General features: G+C 59.9%; 19 protein-coding genes and 1 pseudogene. 17 read left to right on the forward strand and 3 right to left on the reverse strand.

Going from position 1 to position 18,744, the window contains the following annotated elements; genetic code table 11:
- Nucleotides 1–49: 49 nt before the first annotated feature.
- Entirely contained in the window at nucleotides 50–931 is an 882-nt protein-coding gene (locus tag EET67_RS06915; RefSeq protein ID WP_128625484.1) for a GntR family transcriptional regulator, read from the reverse strand.
- Between EET67_RS06915 and metC the strand changes: the two genes are divergently transcribed.
- The 9 genes from metC (at nucleotide 921) to EET67_RS06960 (ending at nucleotide 11,601) form a co-directional block, all read left to right on the forward strand.
- On the forward strand, nucleotides 921–2,138 hold the full coding sequence (gene metC, locus EET67_RS06920) for a cystathionine beta-lyase (protein WP_128625485.1): 1,218 nt from the start codon (nucleotides 921–923) through the stop codon (nucleotides 2,136–2,138). The two genes, EET67_RS06915 and metC, sit on opposite strands and share 11 nt — an antisense overlap.
- A 32-nt stretch (nucleotides 2,139–2,170) precedes the next feature.
- Nucleotides 2,171–3,166 carry a TAXI family TRAP transporter solute-binding subunit gene (locus EET67_RS06925; protein ID WP_128625486.1) on the forward strand — a complete coding sequence of 332 codons (996 nt, stop codon included), beginning with the start codon at nucleotides 2,171–2,173 and terminating at the stop codon, nucleotides 3,164–3,166.
- 144 nt (nucleotides 3,167–3,310) lie between these two features.
- A complete protein-coding gene (locus EET67_RS06930; RefSeq protein WP_128625487.1) occupies nucleotides 3,311–5,230 on the forward strand; it encodes a TRAP transporter permease in 1,920 nt (639 codons plus the stop codon).
- A gap of 9 nt (nucleotides 5,231–5,239) precedes the next feature.
- Nucleotides 5,240–5,953, forward strand: a complete 714-nt coding sequence (locus EET67_RS06935; protein ID WP_128625488.1) for an aspartate/glutamate racemase family protein — start codon at nucleotides 5,240–5,242, stop codon at nucleotides 5,951–5,953.
- Between the two features lie 6 nt (nucleotides 5,954–5,959).
- On the forward strand, nucleotides 5,960–7,081 hold the full coding sequence (locus tag EET67_RS06940; RefSeq protein ID WP_128625489.1) for an NAD(P)/FAD-dependent oxidoreductase: 1,122 nt from the start codon (nucleotides 5,960–5,962) through the stop codon (nucleotides 7,079–7,081).
- Nucleotides 7,065–7,379, forward strand: a complete 315-nt coding sequence (locus EET67_RS06945) for a (2Fe-2S)-binding protein (protein ID WP_128625490.1) — start codon at nucleotides 7,065–7,067, stop codon at nucleotides 7,377–7,379. The genes EET67_RS06940 and EET67_RS06945 overlap by 17 nt, the downstream gene beginning before the upstream one ends.
- The gene (locus tag EET67_RS06950) at nucleotides 7,376–8,776 is read left to right on the forward strand and encodes an FAD/NAD(P)-dependent oxidoreductase (RefSeq protein WP_128625491.1); all 1,401 of its coding nucleotides are present in this window, start codon (nucleotides 7,376–7,378) and stop codon (nucleotides 8,774–8,776) included. The genes EET67_RS06945 and EET67_RS06950 overlap by 4 nt, the downstream gene beginning before the upstream one ends.
- Complete coding sequence (locus EET67_RS06955) at nucleotides 8,773–9,168, forward strand: carboxymuconolactone decarboxylase family protein (protein WP_128625492.1); 396 nt, start codon at nucleotides 8,773–8,775, stop codon at nucleotides 9,166–9,168. Before EET67_RS06950 ends, EET67_RS06955 begins: the two co-directional genes overlap by 4 nt.
- 45 nt (nucleotides 9,169–9,213) lie before the next feature.
- On the forward strand, nucleotides 9,214–11,601 hold the full coding sequence (locus EET67_RS06960) for a transketolase-like TK C-terminal-containing protein (protein ID WP_128625493.1): 2,388 nt from the start codon (nucleotides 9,214–9,216) through the stop codon (nucleotides 11,599–11,601).
- A gap of 46 nt (nucleotides 11,602–11,647) precedes the next feature.
- Here the strand turns inward: EET67_RS06960 and EET67_RS26030 are convergent.
- Nucleotides 11,648–11,940 (reverse strand): annotated as a pseudogene (locus EET67_RS26030) (ankyrin repeat domain-containing protein); the annotation flags it as partial.
- 92 nt (nucleotides 11,941–12,032) lie between these two features.
- On the opposite strand from EET67_RS26030, the gene EET67_RS06970 reads away from it, so the two are divergent.
- The 6 genes from EET67_RS06970 (at nucleotide 12,033) to EET67_RS06995 (ending at nucleotide 17,110) form a co-directional block, all read left to right on the forward strand.
- Entirely contained in the window at nucleotides 12,033–12,284 is a 252-nt protein-coding gene (locus tag EET67_RS06970; protein ID WP_128625494.1) for a type II toxin-antitoxin system Phd/YefM family antitoxin, read from the forward strand.
- 2 nt (nucleotides 12,285–12,286) lie between these two features.
- Nucleotides 12,287–12,730 (forward strand): type II toxin-antitoxin system VapC family toxin, encoded by a 444-nt coding sequence (locus tag EET67_RS06975; protein WP_128625495.1) that lies wholly within the window; start codon nucleotides 12,287–12,289, stop codon nucleotides 12,728–12,730.
- Nucleotides 12,731–12,977: 247 nt separating this feature from the next.
- Entirely contained in the window at nucleotides 12,978–15,419 is a 2,442-nt protein-coding gene (locus EET67_RS06980; protein WP_128625496.1) for a hybrid sensor histidine kinase/response regulator, read from the forward strand.
- An 11-nt stretch (nucleotides 15,420–15,430) separates the two neighbouring features.
- Nucleotides 15,431–15,823, forward strand: coding sequence for a response regulator (locus EET67_RS06985; RefSeq protein WP_128625497.1), 393 nt, complete (start codon nucleotides 15,431–15,433; stop codon nucleotides 15,821–15,823).
- A 17-nt stretch (nucleotides 15,824–15,840) separates the two neighbouring features.
- The gene (locus EET67_RS06990) at nucleotides 15,841–16,392 is read left to right on the forward strand and encodes a hypothetical protein (RefSeq protein WP_128625498.1); all 552 of its coding nucleotides are present in this window, start codon (nucleotides 15,841–15,843) and stop codon (nucleotides 16,390–16,392) included.
- 325 nt (nucleotides 16,393–16,717) lie between these two features.
- Complete coding sequence (locus tag EET67_RS06995) at nucleotides 16,718–17,110, forward strand: response regulator transcription factor (protein ID WP_128625499.1); 393 nt, start codon at nucleotides 16,718–16,720, stop codon at nucleotides 17,108–17,110.
- A gap of 89 nt (nucleotides 17,111–17,199) precedes the next feature.
- Here EET67_RS06995 and EET67_RS26490 read toward each other — a convergent pair whose 3' ends face one another.
- Nucleotides 17,200–17,358: a hypothetical protein gene (locus tag EET67_RS26490; protein ID WP_342634654.1), complete on the reverse strand. Its 159-nt coding sequence runs from the start codon at nucleotides 17,356–17,358 to the stop codon at nucleotides 17,200–17,202.
- 12 nt (nucleotides 17,359–17,370) lie between these two features.
- Between EET67_RS26490 and EET67_RS07000 the strand changes: the two genes are divergently transcribed.
- Both EET67_RS07000 and EET67_RS07005 read left to right on the forward strand, forming a co-directional pair.
- A complete protein-coding gene (locus EET67_RS07000; RefSeq protein WP_342634653.1) occupies nucleotides 17,371–18,234 on the forward strand; it encodes a YaiO family outer membrane beta-barrel protein in 864 nt (287 codons plus the stop codon).
- Between the two features lie 2 nt (nucleotides 18,235–18,236).
- Entirely contained in the window at nucleotides 18,237–18,668 is a 432-nt protein-coding gene (locus EET67_RS07005) for a hypothetical protein (RefSeq protein ID WP_128625501.1), read from the forward strand.
- Nucleotides 18,669–18,744: the final 76 nt, after the last annotated feature.

Here is an 18,744-nt window from a genome sequence, read left to right on the forward strand (position 1 = left end):
CTTGTACTCCCGTGTTCTCGATGCCTGCGACCGAACGTGCAGCCGACTTTCAGACCTGCTGAGGCTGTTGAAATTTATGAATGATTCCCTGCGTGGAGGAGGGCGGTGTCCAGGCGCCGATCAGGCGCCAGGCAAAGCCAAGATGTTCCTTCTGGAGATGGGCAAGTTGCTCGCCGTCACGCTCCTTGAGGGCTCGCAACAGGTCCCCGTGTTCGCCGGCGGCGGCGGTCCACTCCTGCATGGCCATGACCGCAAGATAGCGAATGCGATAAAGCCTGATGTTCAGGTGGCCATGCATCTCGATCAGGGTCGAATTGTGTGAGGCGGCGATGATCGAAAGATGGAATGCCTGGTTGGCCGCGAAATAAGCAGCACGATCCTCATCGGTGAAGGCCTTGGCCATCACGCCGCACCAGTGTTCCACCCTCAGAATGTCCGCCTCGGTCGCCAGCCGGCAGGCGAGGCGCCCGCCGAGCGATTCCAGCTCGGTATAGACGGTCAGCATGTCCGCGATTTCGGCATCACTGGACTTGGTCACGACTGCCCCCTTGTTCGGGGTCAGATCCACCAGGCGTTCCATTGCGAGAATCTTCAGCGCGTCGCGCAGCGGGGTGCGCGACACATTCAGCGTATCGGCGATCGCGCGTTCGCGAATCCGCTCTCCGGGCTTCAGCCTGTCATGAATGATGAGGTCGCGAATATAATCCGCAACCTGCTGCGGAAGCGGTGCCACTGTCTCCCCCATGCCGGATTCCCCTGATCGAACCACCGGAATATCGCTTTGTTTTCGGTCGGTTATCAAGCTCAAGCCCCGGTCATTCCAAAATCGCGAATAGATTTGGCATACAATATTGACGGATGGCATGCAATACGCCAAACTCTTTCTGTCAACCTTCATGGAGGAATGGGAAGGTGCAGGCATGAACAGCATCGATGCGCAATCGGCGGCCTTGCGGCCCGAAACGCTTGCCAGCCATTTGGGCCGGCCGGGCAGACGTGGTGCGCCCGTCAATGCGCCGGTCCATCGCGCATCGACGATTCTCTTCGACAGCGTTCGCGAACTGGAGGAGGCGAAAGCCGCGCGGTTCGAAAAGGGGGCGGTATTTTACGGCCGCTTCGGGACGCCCGACATATTTGCCTTCGAGGAAGCAATCTCTGCGCTGGAAGGTGGCTATGGGACCATCGCGGTGCCGTCGGGTCTCGCAGCATGCGTCCTGCCGCTCGTAGCCTTCCTGAGGCCTGGCGACCATGTGCTGGTGACCGATTCCATCTACGAGCCGGCACGCACCAGCCTGTCGGCCTTCATCGAACGCAATGGCGTCGAGGTTACGTTTTACGACCCTCGGATCGGGCAAGGCATCGAAGCCCTGTTCAAGCCGAATACCCGGATGGTCTATCTGGAATCGCCGGGCTCGCTCACATTCGAGGTGCAGGATATCCCCGCCATTGCCGCTGTCGCCAGGAAACACAGCGCCGTTACGGTCTGCGATAATACCTGGGCGACGGCTCTTTTCCATCGCCCGATCTCGCTGGGGGTCGACATTGTCGTGCAGGCGGCGACAAAATACATCGTCGGCCATTCCGATGCGATGCTGGGGCTGGTCACGGCCGGACCAGAGCACTATCGCGAACTGCGGCAGGCAGCCAACTGGCTCGGCTACCGGGTATCCCCCGATGATGTGTTTCTGGCAGCACGTGGCCTGCGCAGCCTGGCGGCGCGGCTGCGCCAGCACCATGAAACCGGCGTGTCGCTTGCGCAATGGCTGGAAACATTGCCCGAGATACGCCGTGTCATTCACCCGGCACTGCCTTCACATCCGGACCACGCAATCTGGAAGCGGGATTTTTCCGGAGCATCGGGCCTGTTTGCGATCATCCTTCGGGCAACCTCGAAGGCGGAAGCAATCGCCTTTGTCGAGCGCCTGCGTCTGTTTGGAATGGGCTTTTCATGGGGTGGCTTCGAAAGCCTCGTGCTGATCGGCGATCCTGCTCATGCCCGCACCGCCACGGACTGGCGGGAGGAAGGAATATTGATCCGCCTTCATGCCGGACTTGAGCATGTCGATGACTTGCAGGCCGATCTAGCACGGGCGATCAACAGGCTCGCCCAGGCCGATCGGAAACCCGCAGCGGTTTGATCCCGTTTTTTCAAAGGAGAGGGGAACTATCAATGGATGGACTGATAAAACACCTTGGAAGAACCATAGCGGCTGCAATTATCGGCAGCAGCCTCATGATGGCAGTGCCGAGCCATGCCGACGAGAATCTTGAATGGGCTTCCGGTTCGCCGGGCGGCAGCTGGTATACGATCGTGACGGGTCTGGCCAACATCGTCATGGAGAAGAATACCGACATCAAGATCCGTATCGTGCCGGGCGGCGGGCGGGACAATCCCACGCTGATCGATGGCGGCATCAGCCAGATCGCCATGGGCATCGATTTCCTGGCCGCGGCAGCCAGCAAGGGTGAAGATCCCTACAAGAAGAAGCATGAGACGCTGCGCTCGCTGGGCGGGACCTGGGCGCCGGCCGAATTCCATGTCATCGTTCCGCAGGACGAGACAAGGACACTTGATCAAATCCTTGCGGATCCGAAGCTCCGCATCGGCACATCGCCGCGCGCCACGTCGGAGGAATTGACGCTGCAGCGCGCCCTCGAATTTTACGGCAATTCAGGCGAAAAGATCTCTGCCGGCGGCGGCACCTTGATCAATGGCAGCTACACCCAGCTTATTTCGGCATTCCAGGACGACCAGATCGACATCCTCTGGGGAGCCGGGAGCGTGCCTACCGGTATTGCGCTCGAAACCGAAACCGGTCGGCGAGCGGCAAAGCTGATCGCCTTCCCGGAGCCGTTGATGCAGAGCCTGTCTGAGGGCTTCGGCTATGGCAAGGGCGAGATTCCGGCGAGTTCCTATGCAACATTGCAGCCGGACGGCGCCGCGGTGCCGGTCACCACTTTGGAAGCGCTCATCCTTATCTCGTCGGATGTCTCCGAAGATGCCGCCTACCGCATTACCAAAACCCTGATCGAGAACCGCGAGCGTTTTCCCAACATCTACAAGGTGCTGGCCAAATACGATCCGAACATCGCCTGGCAGAACCAGCCGGTGCCGCTGCATCCGGGAGCCGAAAAGGCCTACAAGGAACTAGGCTTCATGAAGTGATTTCCGGGTGGCGTTAGCGCGTTTCGGCTCTGGCCGAACGCGCAAAGCCGCTTACCAGAACCGGCGCATGGCGTTTTTCCGAAGCAGTGGGATTCGGGTTTATGCGCTGAATGGGTATCCTTCGACAGTTTCTGGGGAACAAAAATGAGAAAACTTGAAGGGCCGGTTTCGATTGGTGTCTCGCTTTGGCTGGCCGCAACCGCCGCGTTGCATTTCTACTTCAACGGATTCGGATTTCCCGAGCCGTTGAAGCTTGCCAGCCTGCACCTGATCCTGGCCGTGCCGCCGGTTTTCCTGCTCTATCCGGCACGGCAGACCTCGCCCCTGACACGCCCTACAGCACTCGATTGGGTGCTTGCGGCCGCGTCCTTGCTCCCCAGCCTCTATATCTATCTGAATACGTCCCGGGTCTATGACAGAAGTCCGTTCATCGACCCGCCGACGCTACTCGAACTGGTGCTCGGCACGGCGCTGGTGATCCTTGTGCTCGAAGCCGTGCGGCGCGCCTTGTCGATCGTCTTGTCGATCCTGGCAGGGCTGGTGATCTTCTACATGTTCATTTGTCACCTGCTGCCGGGGGTTTGGTACTACCGGAATCTGCCCTACAATCAGGTGGTCGATATCCTTTACCTGATGAATGGCAGTGGCCTCTATGGCCAGCTTACGGTGATATCGGCGACCATCGTGGCGGCTTTCCTGATTTTCGGCGCGTTCCTGCAGGGCAGCGGCATGGGCCGCCTGTTCATGAATGTCGGCACCTTTTTTGCGGGAAGATACACCGGCGGCCCGGCAAAGGTCGTCGTGGTGGAGTCCGGGCTGTTCGGGATGACCAGCGGATCGTCGGTGGCAAATGTGGTCGTCACCGGATCGGTCACCATACCCGAGATGAAGCGCATGGGATTTCCGGCCTCGATGGCCGGCGGCATCGAGACAGCCGCGAGCGTCGGCGGTCTGATCATGCCTCCGGTGATGGGCGCCGCAGCCTTCGTCATGGCCGAGATGATCTCGGTTCCCTATGTCCATATCATCGCCGCAGCTGCCATCGGCGCCGTGCTCTATTATCTGGGTATCTTTGTCGCCGTGCACTTCCAGGCAAAGCGTCTCGGCATCTCGTCCCTGCCCAAGAACGAGATTGCGTCGCTCAGGGATATCCTCACCGATATCCATTTCGCCATACCGCTGGTCGTGCTGCTGACGCTAATGTCGATGCGCTATTCGCCTTATTTCTCGGCGTTCTGGGCGACAGTCACTGTGGTCGTGTCGGCGTGGCTGCGTACGCATTCGCGCATGGGATGGCGCAAGGTCTTCGATGCCTTCGTCGATGCCGGCCAGACCATCTGCGTCATTGCCGTGGCCATCACCGCAGCCGGCATCATCACGGCAGCACTCACCAATACCGGACTGCTTCTGGCCTTTACCGGCATCATCAAGTCGCTTGCCGGTGACTCGCTGATCCTGCTGGTGGTTCTGGTCGCCGCCAGTTGCCTTTTCCTTGGCATGGGCGTACCGACGACGCCGGCCTATATCATCACCGCTGCAATTGGTGCGCCGTTGATTGCCGAGCATGGGATGACCTCGCTGCTCAGCATCCACCTGTTTATCCTCTACTTCGCGGTCATGGCGGATGCGACGCCGCCTGTCGCAGCCGCATCCTACGCCGCAGCGGCCATCGCGAGGGCCAATCCGATCGCCACCGGCTTCCAGGCATTCCGAATGGCGGTCGGCGGTTTCATCGTCGGCATCTCTTTTATCTACGAACCGGCGATCACGCTCGACGGAACGCTATTCGAGATCGTCAGCGCCACGCTGGCCATTGCCTCGGGCATCATCCTCATCACCATCGGTTATGTCGGATATACTGACGGGCGCCTGTCGTTCTGGCTGCGTTTCGCGCTGGTTCTGCTCGGTATCTCATGCGCTTTGCTGCAGGCAGTGCCCGACGCCTATCGCGCAGCGATAGGATTCGGTGCGATTGCGGCCGTCATCCTTGCTGGCCGCTGGTACTATAGGGTTTCTTCCGCCCGCAACACGGCCCCCCAAACTCAAGCGAATAACGGACTCTAGGAGAAGCCAATGCCGGCGCAGAAAACATATTACGGTGTCTCGATCGGAATCCTGATGGTGAACAGCACCTTCAGGCGGTATCTCGGCGATATCGGCAATGCCGAGACCTGGTCCTTCCCGGTGCAGTACAAGATCGTCCATGATGCCGTGCCGACCAGAATGACCGATCTGCACAATGCAAGCCTGCTGGAACCGTTCAAGCGTGCTGCCGACGAACTGATCGCAGCCGGCGTCGACGGCATAACCACCACTTGTGGCTTTCTCTCCATCTACCAGAAGGAGCTCGCGGACCATTGCAGCGTCCCGGTTGCCACGAGCAGCCTGCTCCAGGTGCCGATGGTCGAACGCATGCTGCCCACCGGCAAGCGCGTTGGCATCCTGACCTACAATGGCGACGTGTTGAACGGGCCTTATCTTGAGGCAGTCGGCATTTCCCAGGACACGCCGGTTATCGGCGTGCCGCAGGATTCCAACTTCGTGCGCTGGATCAAGGAAGGTGACAATAGCGTCACCTTCGACACGCTCAGGCGCGAAGTCGTTGCCGCTGCCGAAACTATGATCGAGCGGCATCCCGACGTCGGCGCTATCGTTTCCGAGTGCACCAATCTTGCCCCCTTCACCTATGACATCTCCAAGCGCCTGGGGATTCCCGTTTATGATACTGTGGCGATGGTCAATCTTTTCCACGCCAGCCTGCGGCCGCGCCGCTATCAGAACGATTGATCTGCCGTGCCGGCAGTTGCTTCATCCGACTATGTGGTTATTGGCGGCGGCATTGTCGGCGCTGCCGTTTCCTATGGGCTGGCCAGGGCCGGCGAGAAAGTGCTGCTGCTGGATGAGGGCGATATTGCCTTTCGCGCCGCGCGGGGCAATTTCGGCAATGTCTGGGTCCAGGGCAAGGGTGGCACATCACCGGCCTATGCCGACCTCACCCGCCGAGCCGCGAATGACTGGGCAGACTTCGCACGGGAATTGGAGGAACGCACCGGTCAGGACCTTCATTTTCGCCGTCCGGGCGCTTTCTATATCTGTTTCTCCTCGGAAGAACTCCAGCGGCGGGCTGAGACCATGGCCCGGATCGATAAAAGCGCCACGGTGGCAAGCCCGTTCGAGGTTCTCGATCGGCCCGAACTTGCAAAACGGCTGCCTGAAATCGGGCAGGATGTGGCCGGGGCCACTTTCTGCCCAAGCGATGGCACCGCAAATCCCCTCCATTTGCTGCGCGCCCTGATTTCCGGGACCATTCTGCTTGGTGGAAGATATTTGCCACGCCAGGCTGCGCTTGGCTTGCGCGCAGACGGCCAAGGCGTTGCCATCGATACGCAGGCAGGCATCGTCAATGCCGGAAAGGTTGTGCTGGCCGCCGGCCTTGGAAACGAAAAACTCGCACCGCAACTGGGAATGAGTGCCCCGGTTCGGCCGGTGCGTGGCCAGATCATGGTGACGGAGAAGATCAGGCCGTTCCTGCATTTCGGCACCAATTTCATACGGCAGACGCTCGAGGGCGGATGCCTGTTCGGCGAATCCTCCGAGGACGCCGGCATGGATGACGCGACGACTTTGCCCGTCCTAAAGGAGACGGCGCGGCGCGCGATTACCGCGTTTCCGCTGTTGCGCAATGCCCGCGTCGTTCGCGCCTGGGGTGCGCTTCGTATCATGACCAGGGATGGCGTGCCGGTTTACCAGCAATCGCGTTCCTGCCCCGGAGCTTTTGTCCTCAGCGTCCACAGTGGCGTGACATTGGCTCCGTTTCACTGCGGCGCCATTGTTGAAGCGCTTCGCGCCGGTGTCCTCGATGCCGGAACATTCGAGCCTTTTTCACCGGAGCGGTTCCATGTTCAGGCTGCTTGAGGCCACAGGCAGGCCGATGACCGCAATCAAGGTGGACGGCCGCACCGTGCAGGCCGAGATCGGCGCCAATCTGGCTTCCGTGCTTCTGCGAGCTGGTTTCCAGCCGTTTCGCACCACGCCGGTGAGCGGAGAGCCGCGCATGCCCTATTGCATGATGGGTGTCTGCTTCGAATGTCTGGCCACGATCGACGGTATCACCAATTGCCAGACCTGCCTTGAAACTGTGCGGGAAGGGATGGTGATCGAGCGCCAACTGGGTGCAAGCCCGATCAAACCGGCCGGGGAGGGCGCACCATGAACGGCGGAAGCGTCGATCTCGCCGTGATCGGAGTCGGGCCGGCTGGAATGTCGGCAGCGATCACTGCGCGAAAGCACGGACTCTCGGTTGCGATCTTCGATGAGCAGAATTCTCCCGGCGGGCAAATCTACCGCAATATAACCGGGCTCGGGTCGGATCGGCTGGCATCGATCCTCGGCGAGGACTATCTGGCGGGGCGCCCGCTCGCCGATGCCTTTGCCGACAGCGGTGCCATTTACCGCGCTGGCACGACCGTCTGGCGGATCGGTGAAGGCGGCGTCTCATGGATATCGGCCGCTGACAGCGGCGAAACCGCGGCGCTGCATGTGCTGGTTGCCACCGGGGCGATGGAACGGCCGTTTCCGGTGAAGGGTTGGACACTGCCGGGGGTGATGACCGCCGGTGCTGCCCAGATCCTTCTAAAAACGGATCAGACGGTGGTGGACGACGCCGTCTTCGTCGGCTGCGGGCCGCTTCTCTACCTGCTTGCCTATCAATATCTGCAGGCGGGTGTGAGGATCAGGGCGCTGATCGACACGACCGACAAGAGCAGCCATATTGCCGCCCTACCTAGCCTGCCAGCCGCGCTGCTGAAGCCGTCCTACCTGCGCAAGGGGATGAAAATGCTTAGCGCCATCCGTCGGTCGGAAACCCCGATCCACCGTGGCGTGACGGAAGTGGATTTTAGCGGAACCGATAGGTTGCAGGCGGTCCGCTGGCGCGATCGAGTGGGCGAGCATTCCATTGAATGCGACCATGCATTCGTCCATCATGGTGTCATTCCCAATGTCAACGTAACCATGGCGACGCGATGCACGCATCGCTGGGACGAGGCGCAGACATGCTGGCGGCCCGAGACAGATGCCTTCGGCCGTACCAGCCTTGATTGGCTCACTGTCGCTGGCGACGGGGGCGGTATTGGCGGTGCCAAGTCCGCCGCACTTTCAGGCGAGATCGCCGCGCTCGGCATCGCGTATGATCTCGGCCGGATAGACCGCTCCGCGTTTGATCGCGCCTCAGGCCGGCTTCTCTCGAAGCGGCGGCGCGACCTGGCGGTACGTCCTTTTCTTGATCGTCTTTACCGTCCGGCACCACGGTTCCGGGCACCGGTCGATGACGAGGTTGTCGTTTGCCGATGCGAGGAGGTGCGCCGTGAACAACTCGCCAAGGCGGTCCAGGAAGGGTGCCCGGGCCCGAACCAGCTCAAGAGCTTCACGCGCGCTGGCATGGGGCCCTGCCAGGGTCGCATGTGCGGCCATACCGTTGTCGAGACGATCGCCCAGCTTTCGGGCCGGTCGCCACAAGACGTCGGATACTACCGGATTCGCATGCCTATCAAGCCTGTCACTGTCGGTGAGATTGCCGGATTGACGGCCAGTCAAGGAGAACCATCATGAGCAAGCCGAAACCCATCGAATACGCCGATGCCCCAGCCGAAGTGAAGGCTGTGTTCGACGACATCAAGACATCGCGCAACTTGCAGGACGTCAACAATTTCTGGAAATATCTGGCGAACGATCCGAAGACGTTGAAGCGGACGTGGGAGAGCGTCAAGGAAGTGATGGCCCCCGGTGCGCTCGATCCTGTCGTCAAGGAAATGGTCTATCTGGCGGTGAGCGTCACCAACAATTGCGGCTACTGCATTGCCAGCCACAGCGCGGCGGCGGCGAAGGCTGGCATGACGCAAGAGCAATTCGGTGAATTGATGGCGGTTGTCGGCATGGCCAACGAAACCAATCGTCTGGTCAATGGCTACCGGGTTCCGATCGACCCTGCCTTCGAAAAATAGGTCTGGTCACGTATATCGGTATTCCGCAACAAGGAGATTGGCAGCATGGACGCTGATCGCAGCAAGCAGCTCAAGGCTATCGAAAAGCAGGTCCTCTGGCTTGCCTGCTGGATGATCCACAACGCCAATGCGCTGCGGGAAAAAGGCGAAGTGAAGGTGGGTGGGCATCAGGCCTCGTCGGCTTCGATGGTGTCGATCATGACGGCACTTTATTTTCATGCGCTGCGAGCCGAGGACCGGGTAGCGGTGAAGCCGCATGCTTCGCCCGTTTTCCACGCCATACAATATCTGATGGAAAACCAGACGCGCGAGAAGCTGGAGAATTTTCGTGGATATGGCGGTGCGCAATCCTATCCAAGCCGCACGAAGGATGTCGACGATGTGGATTTCTCCACCGGCTCGGTGGGTCTTGGCGTGGCGATAACCGCGTTCGCTTCCATCATGCAGGACTATCTGGCGGCGAAGAAATGGGGCGACGATATCCCTATGGGTCGCATGGTGGCGCTTGTCGGCGATGCCGAGCTTGACGAGGGCAATATCTATGAATGCCTTCAGGAGGGCTGGAAGCATGACCTGCGCAACACCTGGTGGGTCATCGACTATAATCGCCAGAGCCTCGACGGCGTGGTGCGCGAAGGCCTGTGGCAGCGCATCGAGGCGGTGTTTCGCGCCTTCGGCTGGGATGTCGTGGTTCTCAAATATGGCGCATTGCAAAGAGCAGCCTTCGAGGAGCCCGGTGGTGAAAAGCTGCGCGAATGGATCGACCGGTGCCCCAACCAGCTCTATTCGGCACTGACCTTCCAGGGCGGGGAGGCATGGCGCAAGCGGCTCATGGACGAGATCGGCGATCAGGGTGATGTCAGCGCGCTGCTGACGCACCGCACCGATGAGGAGCTTTCAGCCCTGATGAACAATCTCGGCGGCCACTGCGTGGAGAGCCTGGCCGAGGCTTTTGACGCGGTGGACCATGACCGGCCGACGGTTTTCCTGGCCTATACGATCAAGGGATGGGGTACGCCGCTGGCCGGCCACAAGGACAACCATGCCGGTCTGATGACCGTGCAGCAGATGGCACAGTTCCAGGCAGCCATGGGCGTTGCCGAAGGTGGCGAATGGGAGCCGTTCTCGACCTGTGCCGGGGATGTCCTCGAGTTGCGCGACTTCCTCGCCGCCGTTCCCTTTTTCGAAAAGGGACGTCGCCGGTTCGCGGCAGCAAAGGTCCCGACGCCGGGCCCTGTTTTCCTCGATGATAAGGTGTTGTCCACCCAGACAGGCTTCGGCAAGATCCTCGATAGTCTGGCAAAAAGCGACCGTGAGATCGCCGACCGCATCGTGACCACCGCGCCGGACGTGACCGTATCCACCAATCTGGGGCCGTGGGTCAACCGGCGCGGTCTGTTTGCCCGCGATATCCAGGCCGACACGTTTCGCGACGAGCGCGTACCCTCGGCCCAGAAATGGCGGTTTTCGCCGGAAGGCCAGCATATCGAACTCGGCATTGCCGAGATGAACCTGTTTCTGCTGCTGGGTGCGGCCGGCTTGTCGCACTCGCTGTTCGGGCAACGCGTGCTGCCGATCGGCACCGTCTATGATCCGTTCATCGCGCGCGGTCTCGATGCGCTCAATTATGCCTGCTATCAGGATGCACGCTTCATGATTGTCGGTACGCCTTCGGGCGTCACGCTTGCGCCAGAGGGCGGGGCGCACCAGTCGATCGGCTCGCAACTCATCGGCATCAGCCAGGACGGATTGGCGAGCTTCGAGCCGGCGTTCCTCGACGAGCTTTCCGTCATCATGGATTGGGCTTTCGACTACATGCAGCGTGATGGCGAAGGCGACCCTGATGAGCGCACCTGGCTGCGCGATGAAACGGGTGGTTCGGTCTATCTGCGACTGTCGACGCGGCCGCTGGAGCAGCCGATGCGCCGCAGCGACGACCATTTCCGCCGCGGTGTCATCGACGGCGCCTACTGGCTGCGACGCCCGGGTCCCAATGCGGATGTCATTCTGGCCTATCAGGGTACCGTTGCCCCGGAGGTCATCGATGCTGCCGGGCGCCTGGGCGAGGATCGCCGCGACATCGGCGTCCTTGCCATAACATCGGCGGATCGGCTGAATGCAGGCTGGACCGCCGCGCAGCGCGCACGCAAGCGGGGCCACAAGAAGGCTGCCGGACATATCGAGACCCTGCTGGCTGATTTGCCGCGCCACTGCGCTATCGTTACCGTCACCGATGGCCATCCAGCGACCCTTGCGTGGCTGGGAGGCGTCGCCGGTCACCGGACAATACCGCTAGGCGTGGAACATTTCGGCCAGACCGGATCTATCGCTGACCTTTACCGGCATTACGGGATCGACGCAGCCAGCATTGTGCGGACGGTCTCAGGTCTCACTTCAGGCAGGCCGGTCAGTACTTTGGCTATGTCGCAATAGCGCTTCAGCATCTGGGTGATGAGCGGATCCATCCGATCCAGCGCTTCATGGCAGGCCAGCCGAGCTTGTCGGGATGGCCGACATAGACGCCCGCTTCGATCAGCGCGCGTACAGTCTCAACATGGCCGCGTTCGGAGGCAGGTATGAGGGCAGTGCCCCCCGTAACGGTTCATACTTTTTGAGATCGGCACCACCCCTCAGTGTCATCTTCAGGATTTCAAGGTGCCCGCGTGCGCCTGCAAAGATAGGGCTATTCCCGATATTATCCTTGGCATTGACGTCGGCTCCGGCCTGGATCCTGTTGCCATGGGTAGCAACTAGAATCGCAGTCGCTCCACTGCCGCAAGTTCGCCCAATGCCGTCATCCTGGCCCTTGTCAGAACGGGCTTCATTCTATATATGACCACTTTAGTCATTGGGAGTTTCCAGCGATGAAAGAAGCTCAGCTCAAAGATGTAAAAGCGACTTTCTCCCATGTCATCGACAAAGCCGTCGCGGGAGAGCCGACGGTCGTAACTCGTCATGGAAAAAGAGAAGCCGTCGTCATCGGATATGCAGACTATGAACGTCTATCTCGAGTGCCATCACTCGGTTGGCTATTGACGAATTCACCACTGGAAGACGGCGATCTGCCTGCGCGAAGCCGAAAGCCTGCGCGTGCCCTTCGTGATCCGGCATTTTAACATTGTATCTTCTTGATACGAATGTCGTGAGCATGCTTGCGCCTTCAAAACGTCGGACACCGGCTGATGAGGAATTGGCAGCGTGGATCATAGAGAGGTCATCCGATCTATGGCTGTCGGTAATCACCGCGGCTGAAATCGAGGATGGGATTGCGAACGCCAAGCGGATGGGTGCGACCAGGAAAGCGGCCGCACTCTCGGAGTGGTGGGGAGAAATCCGTCATTACTACGGGAGCCGCATCTTGTCGCTCGATCTCGAAACGGCGACCATCACCGGGCAATTGATGACGACCGCGCGGGCGGCAGGCATCTCACCAGGTTTCGAAGATATCGCTATTGCGGCCACGGGCCGTCAGCATGATTTGATCGTGCTCACAGAAAATGAAAAAGATTTCCAACCGTTGGGCATAACGTACCAAAATCCTTTTGCTGGTTTGCCCGGGTAGGCTGACGAATGGAGCGCCGTCCGGCAGCGGCGGGTTCGATTTGCCGCCGCCGCCGCTGCGCTACTCGGTTGAATTAAGTCCAACTCGATCGCTTTCAAAAAGACCGCCCATGGGTTGGCCCTATATCGTCGTGAAAGCATCCGGCACCCGGACGCAATCGCCGCATTTCCGTGACAACGCTACGAAGTCTTTAGGGAAAGGATAGATTTACCCCGTATCCATGGCGCAAACGGAGGTCAAAAGCGGCATGATGTCGGTCTGGCAGTCACTTCTGGCGAATCTTGCCCTTGTTTCGATTCTCCTGGTTGCCTGGGATCTACTCTCGGATGCCACCGGACGCTTGTCGAAGCGAATGCAGTCGCTGCTGCTGGGCCTGGTGATGGGTATCGGCGCAGTCACGTCGATGGCAATCGCGCGCCCAATCGTTTCCGGCTTCATCCTAGATCTGCGTTCTGCCTTCATAGCGGCCGCTGCCTTCTTCGGGGGAGTTCCGGCAATGGTGGTGGCTACGACGGGAGCCATAGTATATCGGCTTTACATCGGCGGGGAGGGCGCGGTCCCCGGTTCCGCGGGCATTCTTGTGGCCGCCATCGTCGGACTTGTCTGTCACGGTATCGTGCGGGCGCGCCAGAGGACGATGCTGGATATTTTCGGCTTCGGGGTTGCCGTTGCATTGGGGACTATCGGCAGCCTGCTGGCGTTTCCTTCCTTGGCAAGGGCCGGTTTCCTACAACAAGCCGCATTACCGCTAACATTATTTGGTTTCCTCAGTTCAATCGTCGTTGGAGTGCTTCTGGATCGGCAATTGCGCCGGCGTGAACTGTCGGAAGCCAATATGATCTACAGCGCGATGGTACTGGAGCTACCCGACTGCCTGAACGTCAAGGATCTTGAAGGTAGATTCATTGCCGCGAACCCGGCAACGGCTGCATTGATGCGCGCGGGATCGGTCGAGAACCTCATTGGCAAGACCGATTTCGACTTCTACCCCCGAGACGTGGCGGAACGGTTCAGGGAAGACGAGTTGGCAATGATTCGCAGCGGGGAGACCTTGCGGATCGACCAGCCGACGCTGCTTGCCGACGGCCGGCAAGGTTGGCTTTCCTCACTGAAGGCGCCTTTCAGGGACGAAAGCAATCAGATCGTCGGCGTGATAACGCACAATCGGGATGTGACCGAGCAGAAGCGGAACGCGCAACTCAAGAACGAGTTTATTTCCACGGTCAGCCACGAGTTGCGCACACCTCTGACCTCCATCCGGGGCTCGCTGGGGCTGATTGCGGCCGGCGTGGCCGGCGACCTGCCGCCCAAGGCAGCGAACCTGGTGAAGATCGCCCATGCCAATAGTGAGAGGCTCGTTCATCTCATAAACGACATCCTCGACATGGAAAGCATCGAGTCGGGCAAGATGACCTTCGAGATCGCGCGCATGCCGATCCGGCCCGTTTTGGAGCAGGCCATCGCCGGCAGCGCGAATTACATGACCGAGCGGCAGGTGAGGATTGTCCTGGTGGACGATGCACCGCGCGCCGAGTCCGCAATCGATCCGGACCGCCTGCACCAGGTCCTGGCAAATCTTCTTTCCAACGCCATCAAATACTCGCCGGCGGGCGAAACCGTCACCTTGAAGGTCCAGCGTCAGGCCGGCGGGATGCTACGGATATCGGTGGTCGATCGCGGCAGCGGCATACCCGAAGCCTTCCGCAACCGTATCTTCGGGAAGTTCGAACAGGCGGATGCGTCGAATACACGCGAGAAAGGCGGCACCGGTCTTGGGCTTAGCATCGCCAAAAGCATTGTCGAGAGGCTCGGCGGCACGATTTCATTCGAAAGCAAGGAAGGCACCGGCACGTCGTTTCACATGGACCTGCCCGAAGCTCTTAGGAAGGAGCCGCCACAGCAGGTTGGGATTGAGGAGCAAGAGGTAACGGCTGATCGGCGCATGCGCGTCCTGATCGTCGAGGATGAGCCCGATGTTTCTACGGTGATAGCGGCACTTCTCGATGCGGAGGGCTTTTCGAGCGACGTGGCACCTGATGTCACTTCGGCAAAGGCCTTGCTGCAATCACGCGACTACGAGGCGCTGACCCTAGACATAAAGCTGGCGGGGGAATCCGGCATCAAGCTCTTCCGCGACATTCGTGATTCACCAGCTAACCGGGACATTTCAATCATCGTGATTTCCGCTGTTGCCGACGAGGCAAGGCGTGTGCTCAACGGGTCGGCTGTTGGCATCATCGACTGGCTGGAAAAGCCCGTCGATCCGGAGCGGCTCCACACGGCGCTTGGCAAGATCGTTGCGCGCAAAGTTGACCGGAAACCCAGGATACTTCACGTCGAAGACGACGAGGGCATCCTGGCGGTGATGTCGGAGGGGCTGGGATCGGATGTAGCGATCACTTACGCGCGGACGCTAAAGGAAGCGAAGCAGGAGATTTCCAGCCAGCATTTCGATCTCCTGATCCTCGATATCACGCTCCCGGACGGATCCGGCCTCGATCTGCTGTCGGAGTTGCCGCTTGAAACGGGAGTGATCGTCTTCTCGGCTGCCGAATTCGACCAGACGCTAAGCGATCGCGTCATGAGTGTTATGACGAAAACCAAAGTATCGGAACTGGACGTGGCCAGGTTGGTCGCAAGCTTTCTGCCGCGCGTCTGCAACAGGGCGCATACGAGCCACTCGGACTAAGGGTGAAGATGATGGCGGCGAAGATCCTCTATGTGGATGATGAGGACGACATCCGGGAAATCGCGAAGATGTCGCTTGAACTGGAATCGAGGTTTAGCATACGCACCTGCTCGTCAGGTGCAACGGCCTTGGAGGAGGCGGCCGAGTGGCAGCCCGACCTCATCCTTCTTGATGTGATGATGCCGGAGATGGACGGACCGGAAACGTTGCGGCGGTTGGCCGAAGCGTCCCATACATCATCCATTCCAGTCGTGTTCATCACAGCGCGCACGCAGACACACGAGGTGGAGCGCTACCTTGCGATGGGGGCGGTCGGTATCATCGCCAAGCCCTTCGATCCAATGACGCTTGCCGGAGACGTAAGAAAGTTGCTCGAAGCGCATCAGCGAGAACGGCCAGGCTGATAGTGCGGGCGCAGCCGATGCAGGCGCAAGGCGTGGGGAGCTGGATCTGGGACCTGCGGCCATGGCTGGGCCAGCCCGAGCAGCTTATAACCCGCGCACGACAGCACGGCGTCGGCTCCCTTCTTCTTCAATTGCCCATCGAAGGTGGCGAAATTGCCGACCTGGCGAAAGTGCAACGCCTTATCGACGTCCTCGCCGCCGCCGGCATTGTGGTACGCGCCGTGGAGGGTGACCCCGAGATGGCCAGCGCAGAAGGCCGAGCCAATGCGCTGGAGCGCGCTCGCATAATTCGCCGTTTCCGGCAAGCGGGCGCCGGATTGCATTCCGTCCAATATGATATCGAGCCGTATTTGATGGCGGGCCACAAGCATGATCCGGCTGCTGCCTGGCGGGAATGGACAAAGACGATCGGGCAATTGGCGGCGTGCCTCGGCGCCAAGGTTTCGGTGGCGGTGCCGTTCCGGATGCTGGACGACCTCTTCGGCGAGGGGGCACTGCTCAAAGCAGCGGGTTCGATCTCCGACATCGTCGTGATGGCTTACCGCACCGACATGGACCAGGTGGAGTAGATCGCGCGACATTGGCTGGAGTGGGGTGCGAAGCAGGGCCTTCCGGTTGCCGTTGCCTTGGAAAACGGCCCGTTGCATACGCGGCCGCTCGTAACGGTAAACCCGGTTGCGGACACCTGTACCAAGCCGACATACTCGGCTAGTGAAGTCGAAGTGGATCCCTCACGAATCAGCTTTTTAGGAAACCGCGAGGCGATTGAGGCGGCACAAGTGAGACTTGAAAGAAATTTGGGCGCATGGGCCGCTTTTGGTGGGGTGTTGGTCCATGAACTGATCACTCCGGGGGGGCCAATTACATCGAAGGGTGTGAACCGGAGCGGAACTGGTGGACGGAGTTAAAGCTAAAGTTCTGATTTGCGATGACGATGACCTGCTGCTGGAACTGATGGAATTCAGGCTGCGGGCCAAAGGCTACGAAGTGGTCAGAGCGATAGATGGGGCGGAGGCGCTTTCCAAGGCAGAAACGGAGACGCCGGATATTGTCGTGCTCGATGCGATGATGCCGAAGTCGGATGGCTTCGAGGTACTCACCCACATCAAGAACGACCCGGTCTTGGCAGAAACCCCTGTCATCATGCTGACGGCCCGAAAATCCGAGAGGGATATTGTTTCGGCTCTTGAGAAGGGCGCGGACGACTATCTTGTGAAGCCATTTATCCCTGAGGAGCTTTTGGCCAGGCTTGGCCGCTTGATCGCACGCAAAAACGGAAAGCGGTGATGCGACCAGGCAGATGCGCCGCAATCATCGTCTGTTTGGTTTTCACCCTCGCATCGACTTTCGATGCCGGTGCGCAGACTGCGGACGAGTTATACAGCTCCGGCGTCAAGGCGCGACAGGAGCAGCGTTTCGACGAGGCTGTCACGCTGCTGAAACGCGCACTCGCGCTCCGGCCGGACAATGCGGATACGCTGGTGCAGATTGGCTTTTCCGAACTTGGGCGTAACGATCTCGCTGCCGCGCGCCATGCCTTTTCCAAGGTGCTGGCTCTTGCGCCGAATTATGCGGATGCGAAATTCGGAATGGCGATGATCGAATTTCGGTCCGGGAAGCTGGATGCCGCGCAGGCGCTGGCCGAACCGCTGGTGCGTGAACATCCAGGTAACAGCGACTTTGGCGGCCTCCTTGCCAGCATCCGCAAGGGGCAGCGCAGGTGGCGGCTCGATCTGGGAAGCGAGATAAGCGATCTCTCGGGCGGTCGCAGCGCATGGACCGACAGTTCAGCCAGCCTTTCCTATCGGGTCACGCCGGATACGACCGTGGGGGTTCGCTCGCGTGTAGCAAGCCGTTATGGTCAAACCGACCTTCAGATCGAAGGCCGTATTGATCAGGCCTTTTCGCCTTTGCTTTCCGGCTACGGACTCGTTGCCGCAACCCCGCAAGCTGCTTTCCTCGCACGGTTTTCGATCGGCGCGGGCGCGTCCTGGCGGGCGCTTCCTCGTGCGGACGCCTACGGTCCCGTCTTCCTCAACCTTGATGCCCGATACGATCGGTTTGCAGGCCCCGACGTTGCTACGATCATGCCTTGGGTGCAAGCCTACATGTTTGAGGAAAGACTGGGCATCTCTGCCCGGTGGGTTCATGCGCAGGACGATGAGGGAACCCGTGCGGATGGCTACGTCCTGCGCGCCGATTTCGTGGTGACGCCTCGATTGAATGTCTTTGGCGGTTACGCAGACGCTCCGGAAATCTCGGATGGCACACTGGTGCCGACCCGCTCGGTTTTTGCAGGAGCTTCCTATGATATTTCCGACACTCTGACCCTGCACGGCAGCTTTGCCCATGAGCAGCGTCCTACGTTCGATCGGGATACGTTCGGTTTCAGCCTGACTGCGCGGTTCTGACCATGCTGTGGCTGATCTGGTCCATGTCCCTCCTCCTCAGCGCCGTCTCGCTTGCGGTCATGTTGTTTCTGATCTTGCGCCGCGTCTTGCGACAGCGGCGTTCGCGCGTCGACACCGAAGCACGCCGGTCCGTTTTGAAGGCGCTTATCGCTTTCTCCCAGCACCGGAACCGGGAGGATTTGCGGCCGATATTGTTGTCGGTGCCTGTCCACGTTGCACTCGAGGCCAGCTTTGAGTTCCTCTCGCTGTTGCGCGGCGAGGAATTCAAAGAAGTTGTAGCCACGCTCCTGGAATGCGGCCTTCACAATCACGCAGGCGCCCAGCTCGAAAGAGGCAACGAAGCTGAACGCATCCACGCCGCTGAAATGCTTGCAGCCTTCGGATCGGCCATGGTGTCAATGACCATGGAATCGGGACCCCGTATTTTCGCGTAAAAGGGACCCCCTGCTTGGGTTGATGAAGGGCACGGCGGTGAGCGCCCGATCAGGCGAAGCTGGTCGGGGTTGCACA

The organism is Borborobacter arsenicus, from assembly GCF_003934165.1.
Taxonomy (GTDB): Bacteria; Pseudomonadota; Alphaproteobacteria; order Rhizobiales; family Rhizobiaceae; genus Pseudaminobacter; species Pseudaminobacter arsenicus.

Bases quoted from the DNA above. Each gene is read 5' to 3' on its own strand.
- EET67_RS07005 (WP_128625501.1), top strand. From the start codon at position 18,237: ATGCTGTGGCTGATCTGGTCCATGTCCCTCCTCCTCAGCGCCGTCTCG.
- EET67_RS06930 (WP_128625487.1), top strand. From the start codon at position 3,311: ATGAGAAAACTTGAAGGGCCGGTTTCGATTGGTGTCTCGCTTTGGCTG.
- EET67_RS06950 (WP_128625491.1), top strand. From the start codon at position 7,376: ATGAACGGCGGAAGCGTCGATCTCGCCGTGATCGGAGTCGGGCCGGCT.
- EET67_RS06980 (WP_128625496.1), top strand. From the start codon at position 12,978: ATGATGTCGGTCTGGCAGTCACTTCTGGCGAATCTTGCCCTTGTTTCG.
- EET67_RS06925 (WP_128625486.1), top strand. From the start codon at position 2,171: ATGGATGGACTGATAAAACACCTTGGAAGAACCATAGCGGCTGCAATT.
- EET67_RS06970 (WP_128625494.1), top strand. From the start codon at position 12,033: ATGAAAGAAGCTCAGCTCAAAGATGTAAAAGCGACTTTCTCCCATGTC.
- EET67_RS06915 (WP_128625484.1), bottom strand. From the start codon at position 931: ATGCTGTTCATGCCTGCACCTTCCCATTCCTCCATGAAGGTTGACAGA.
- EET67_RS06935 (WP_128625488.1), top strand. From the start codon at position 5,240: ATGCCGGCGCAGAAAACATATTACGGTGTCTCGATCGGAATCCTGATG.
- EET67_RS06955 (WP_128625492.1), top strand. From the start codon at position 8,773: ATGAGCAAGCCGAAACCCATCGAATACGCCGATGCCCCAGCCGAAGTG.
- metC (WP_128625485.1), top strand. From the start codon at position 921: ATGAACAGCATCGATGCGCAATCGGCGGCCTTGCGGCCCGAAACGCTT.
- EET67_RS06945 (WP_128625490.1), top strand. From the start codon at position 7,065: ATGTTCAGGCTGCTTGAGGCCACAGGCAGGCCGATGACCGCAATCAAG.
- EET67_RS06990 (WP_128625498.1), top strand. From the start codon at position 15,841: ATGCAGGCGCAAGGCGTGGGGAGCTGGATCTGGGACCTGCGGCCATGG.
- EET67_RS06985 (WP_128625497.1), top strand. From the start codon at position 15,431: ATGGCGGCGAAGATCCTCTATGTGGATGATGAGGACGACATCCGGGAA.
- EET67_RS06960 (WP_128625493.1), top strand. From the start codon at position 9,214: ATGGACGCTGATCGCAGCAAGCAGCTCAAGGCTATCGAAAAGCAGGTC.
- EET67_RS26490 (WP_342634654.1), bottom strand. From the start codon at position 17,358: ATGGCGCGCGGCAGCGAGATCGTTACGCCCAAGTTCGGAAAAGCCAAT.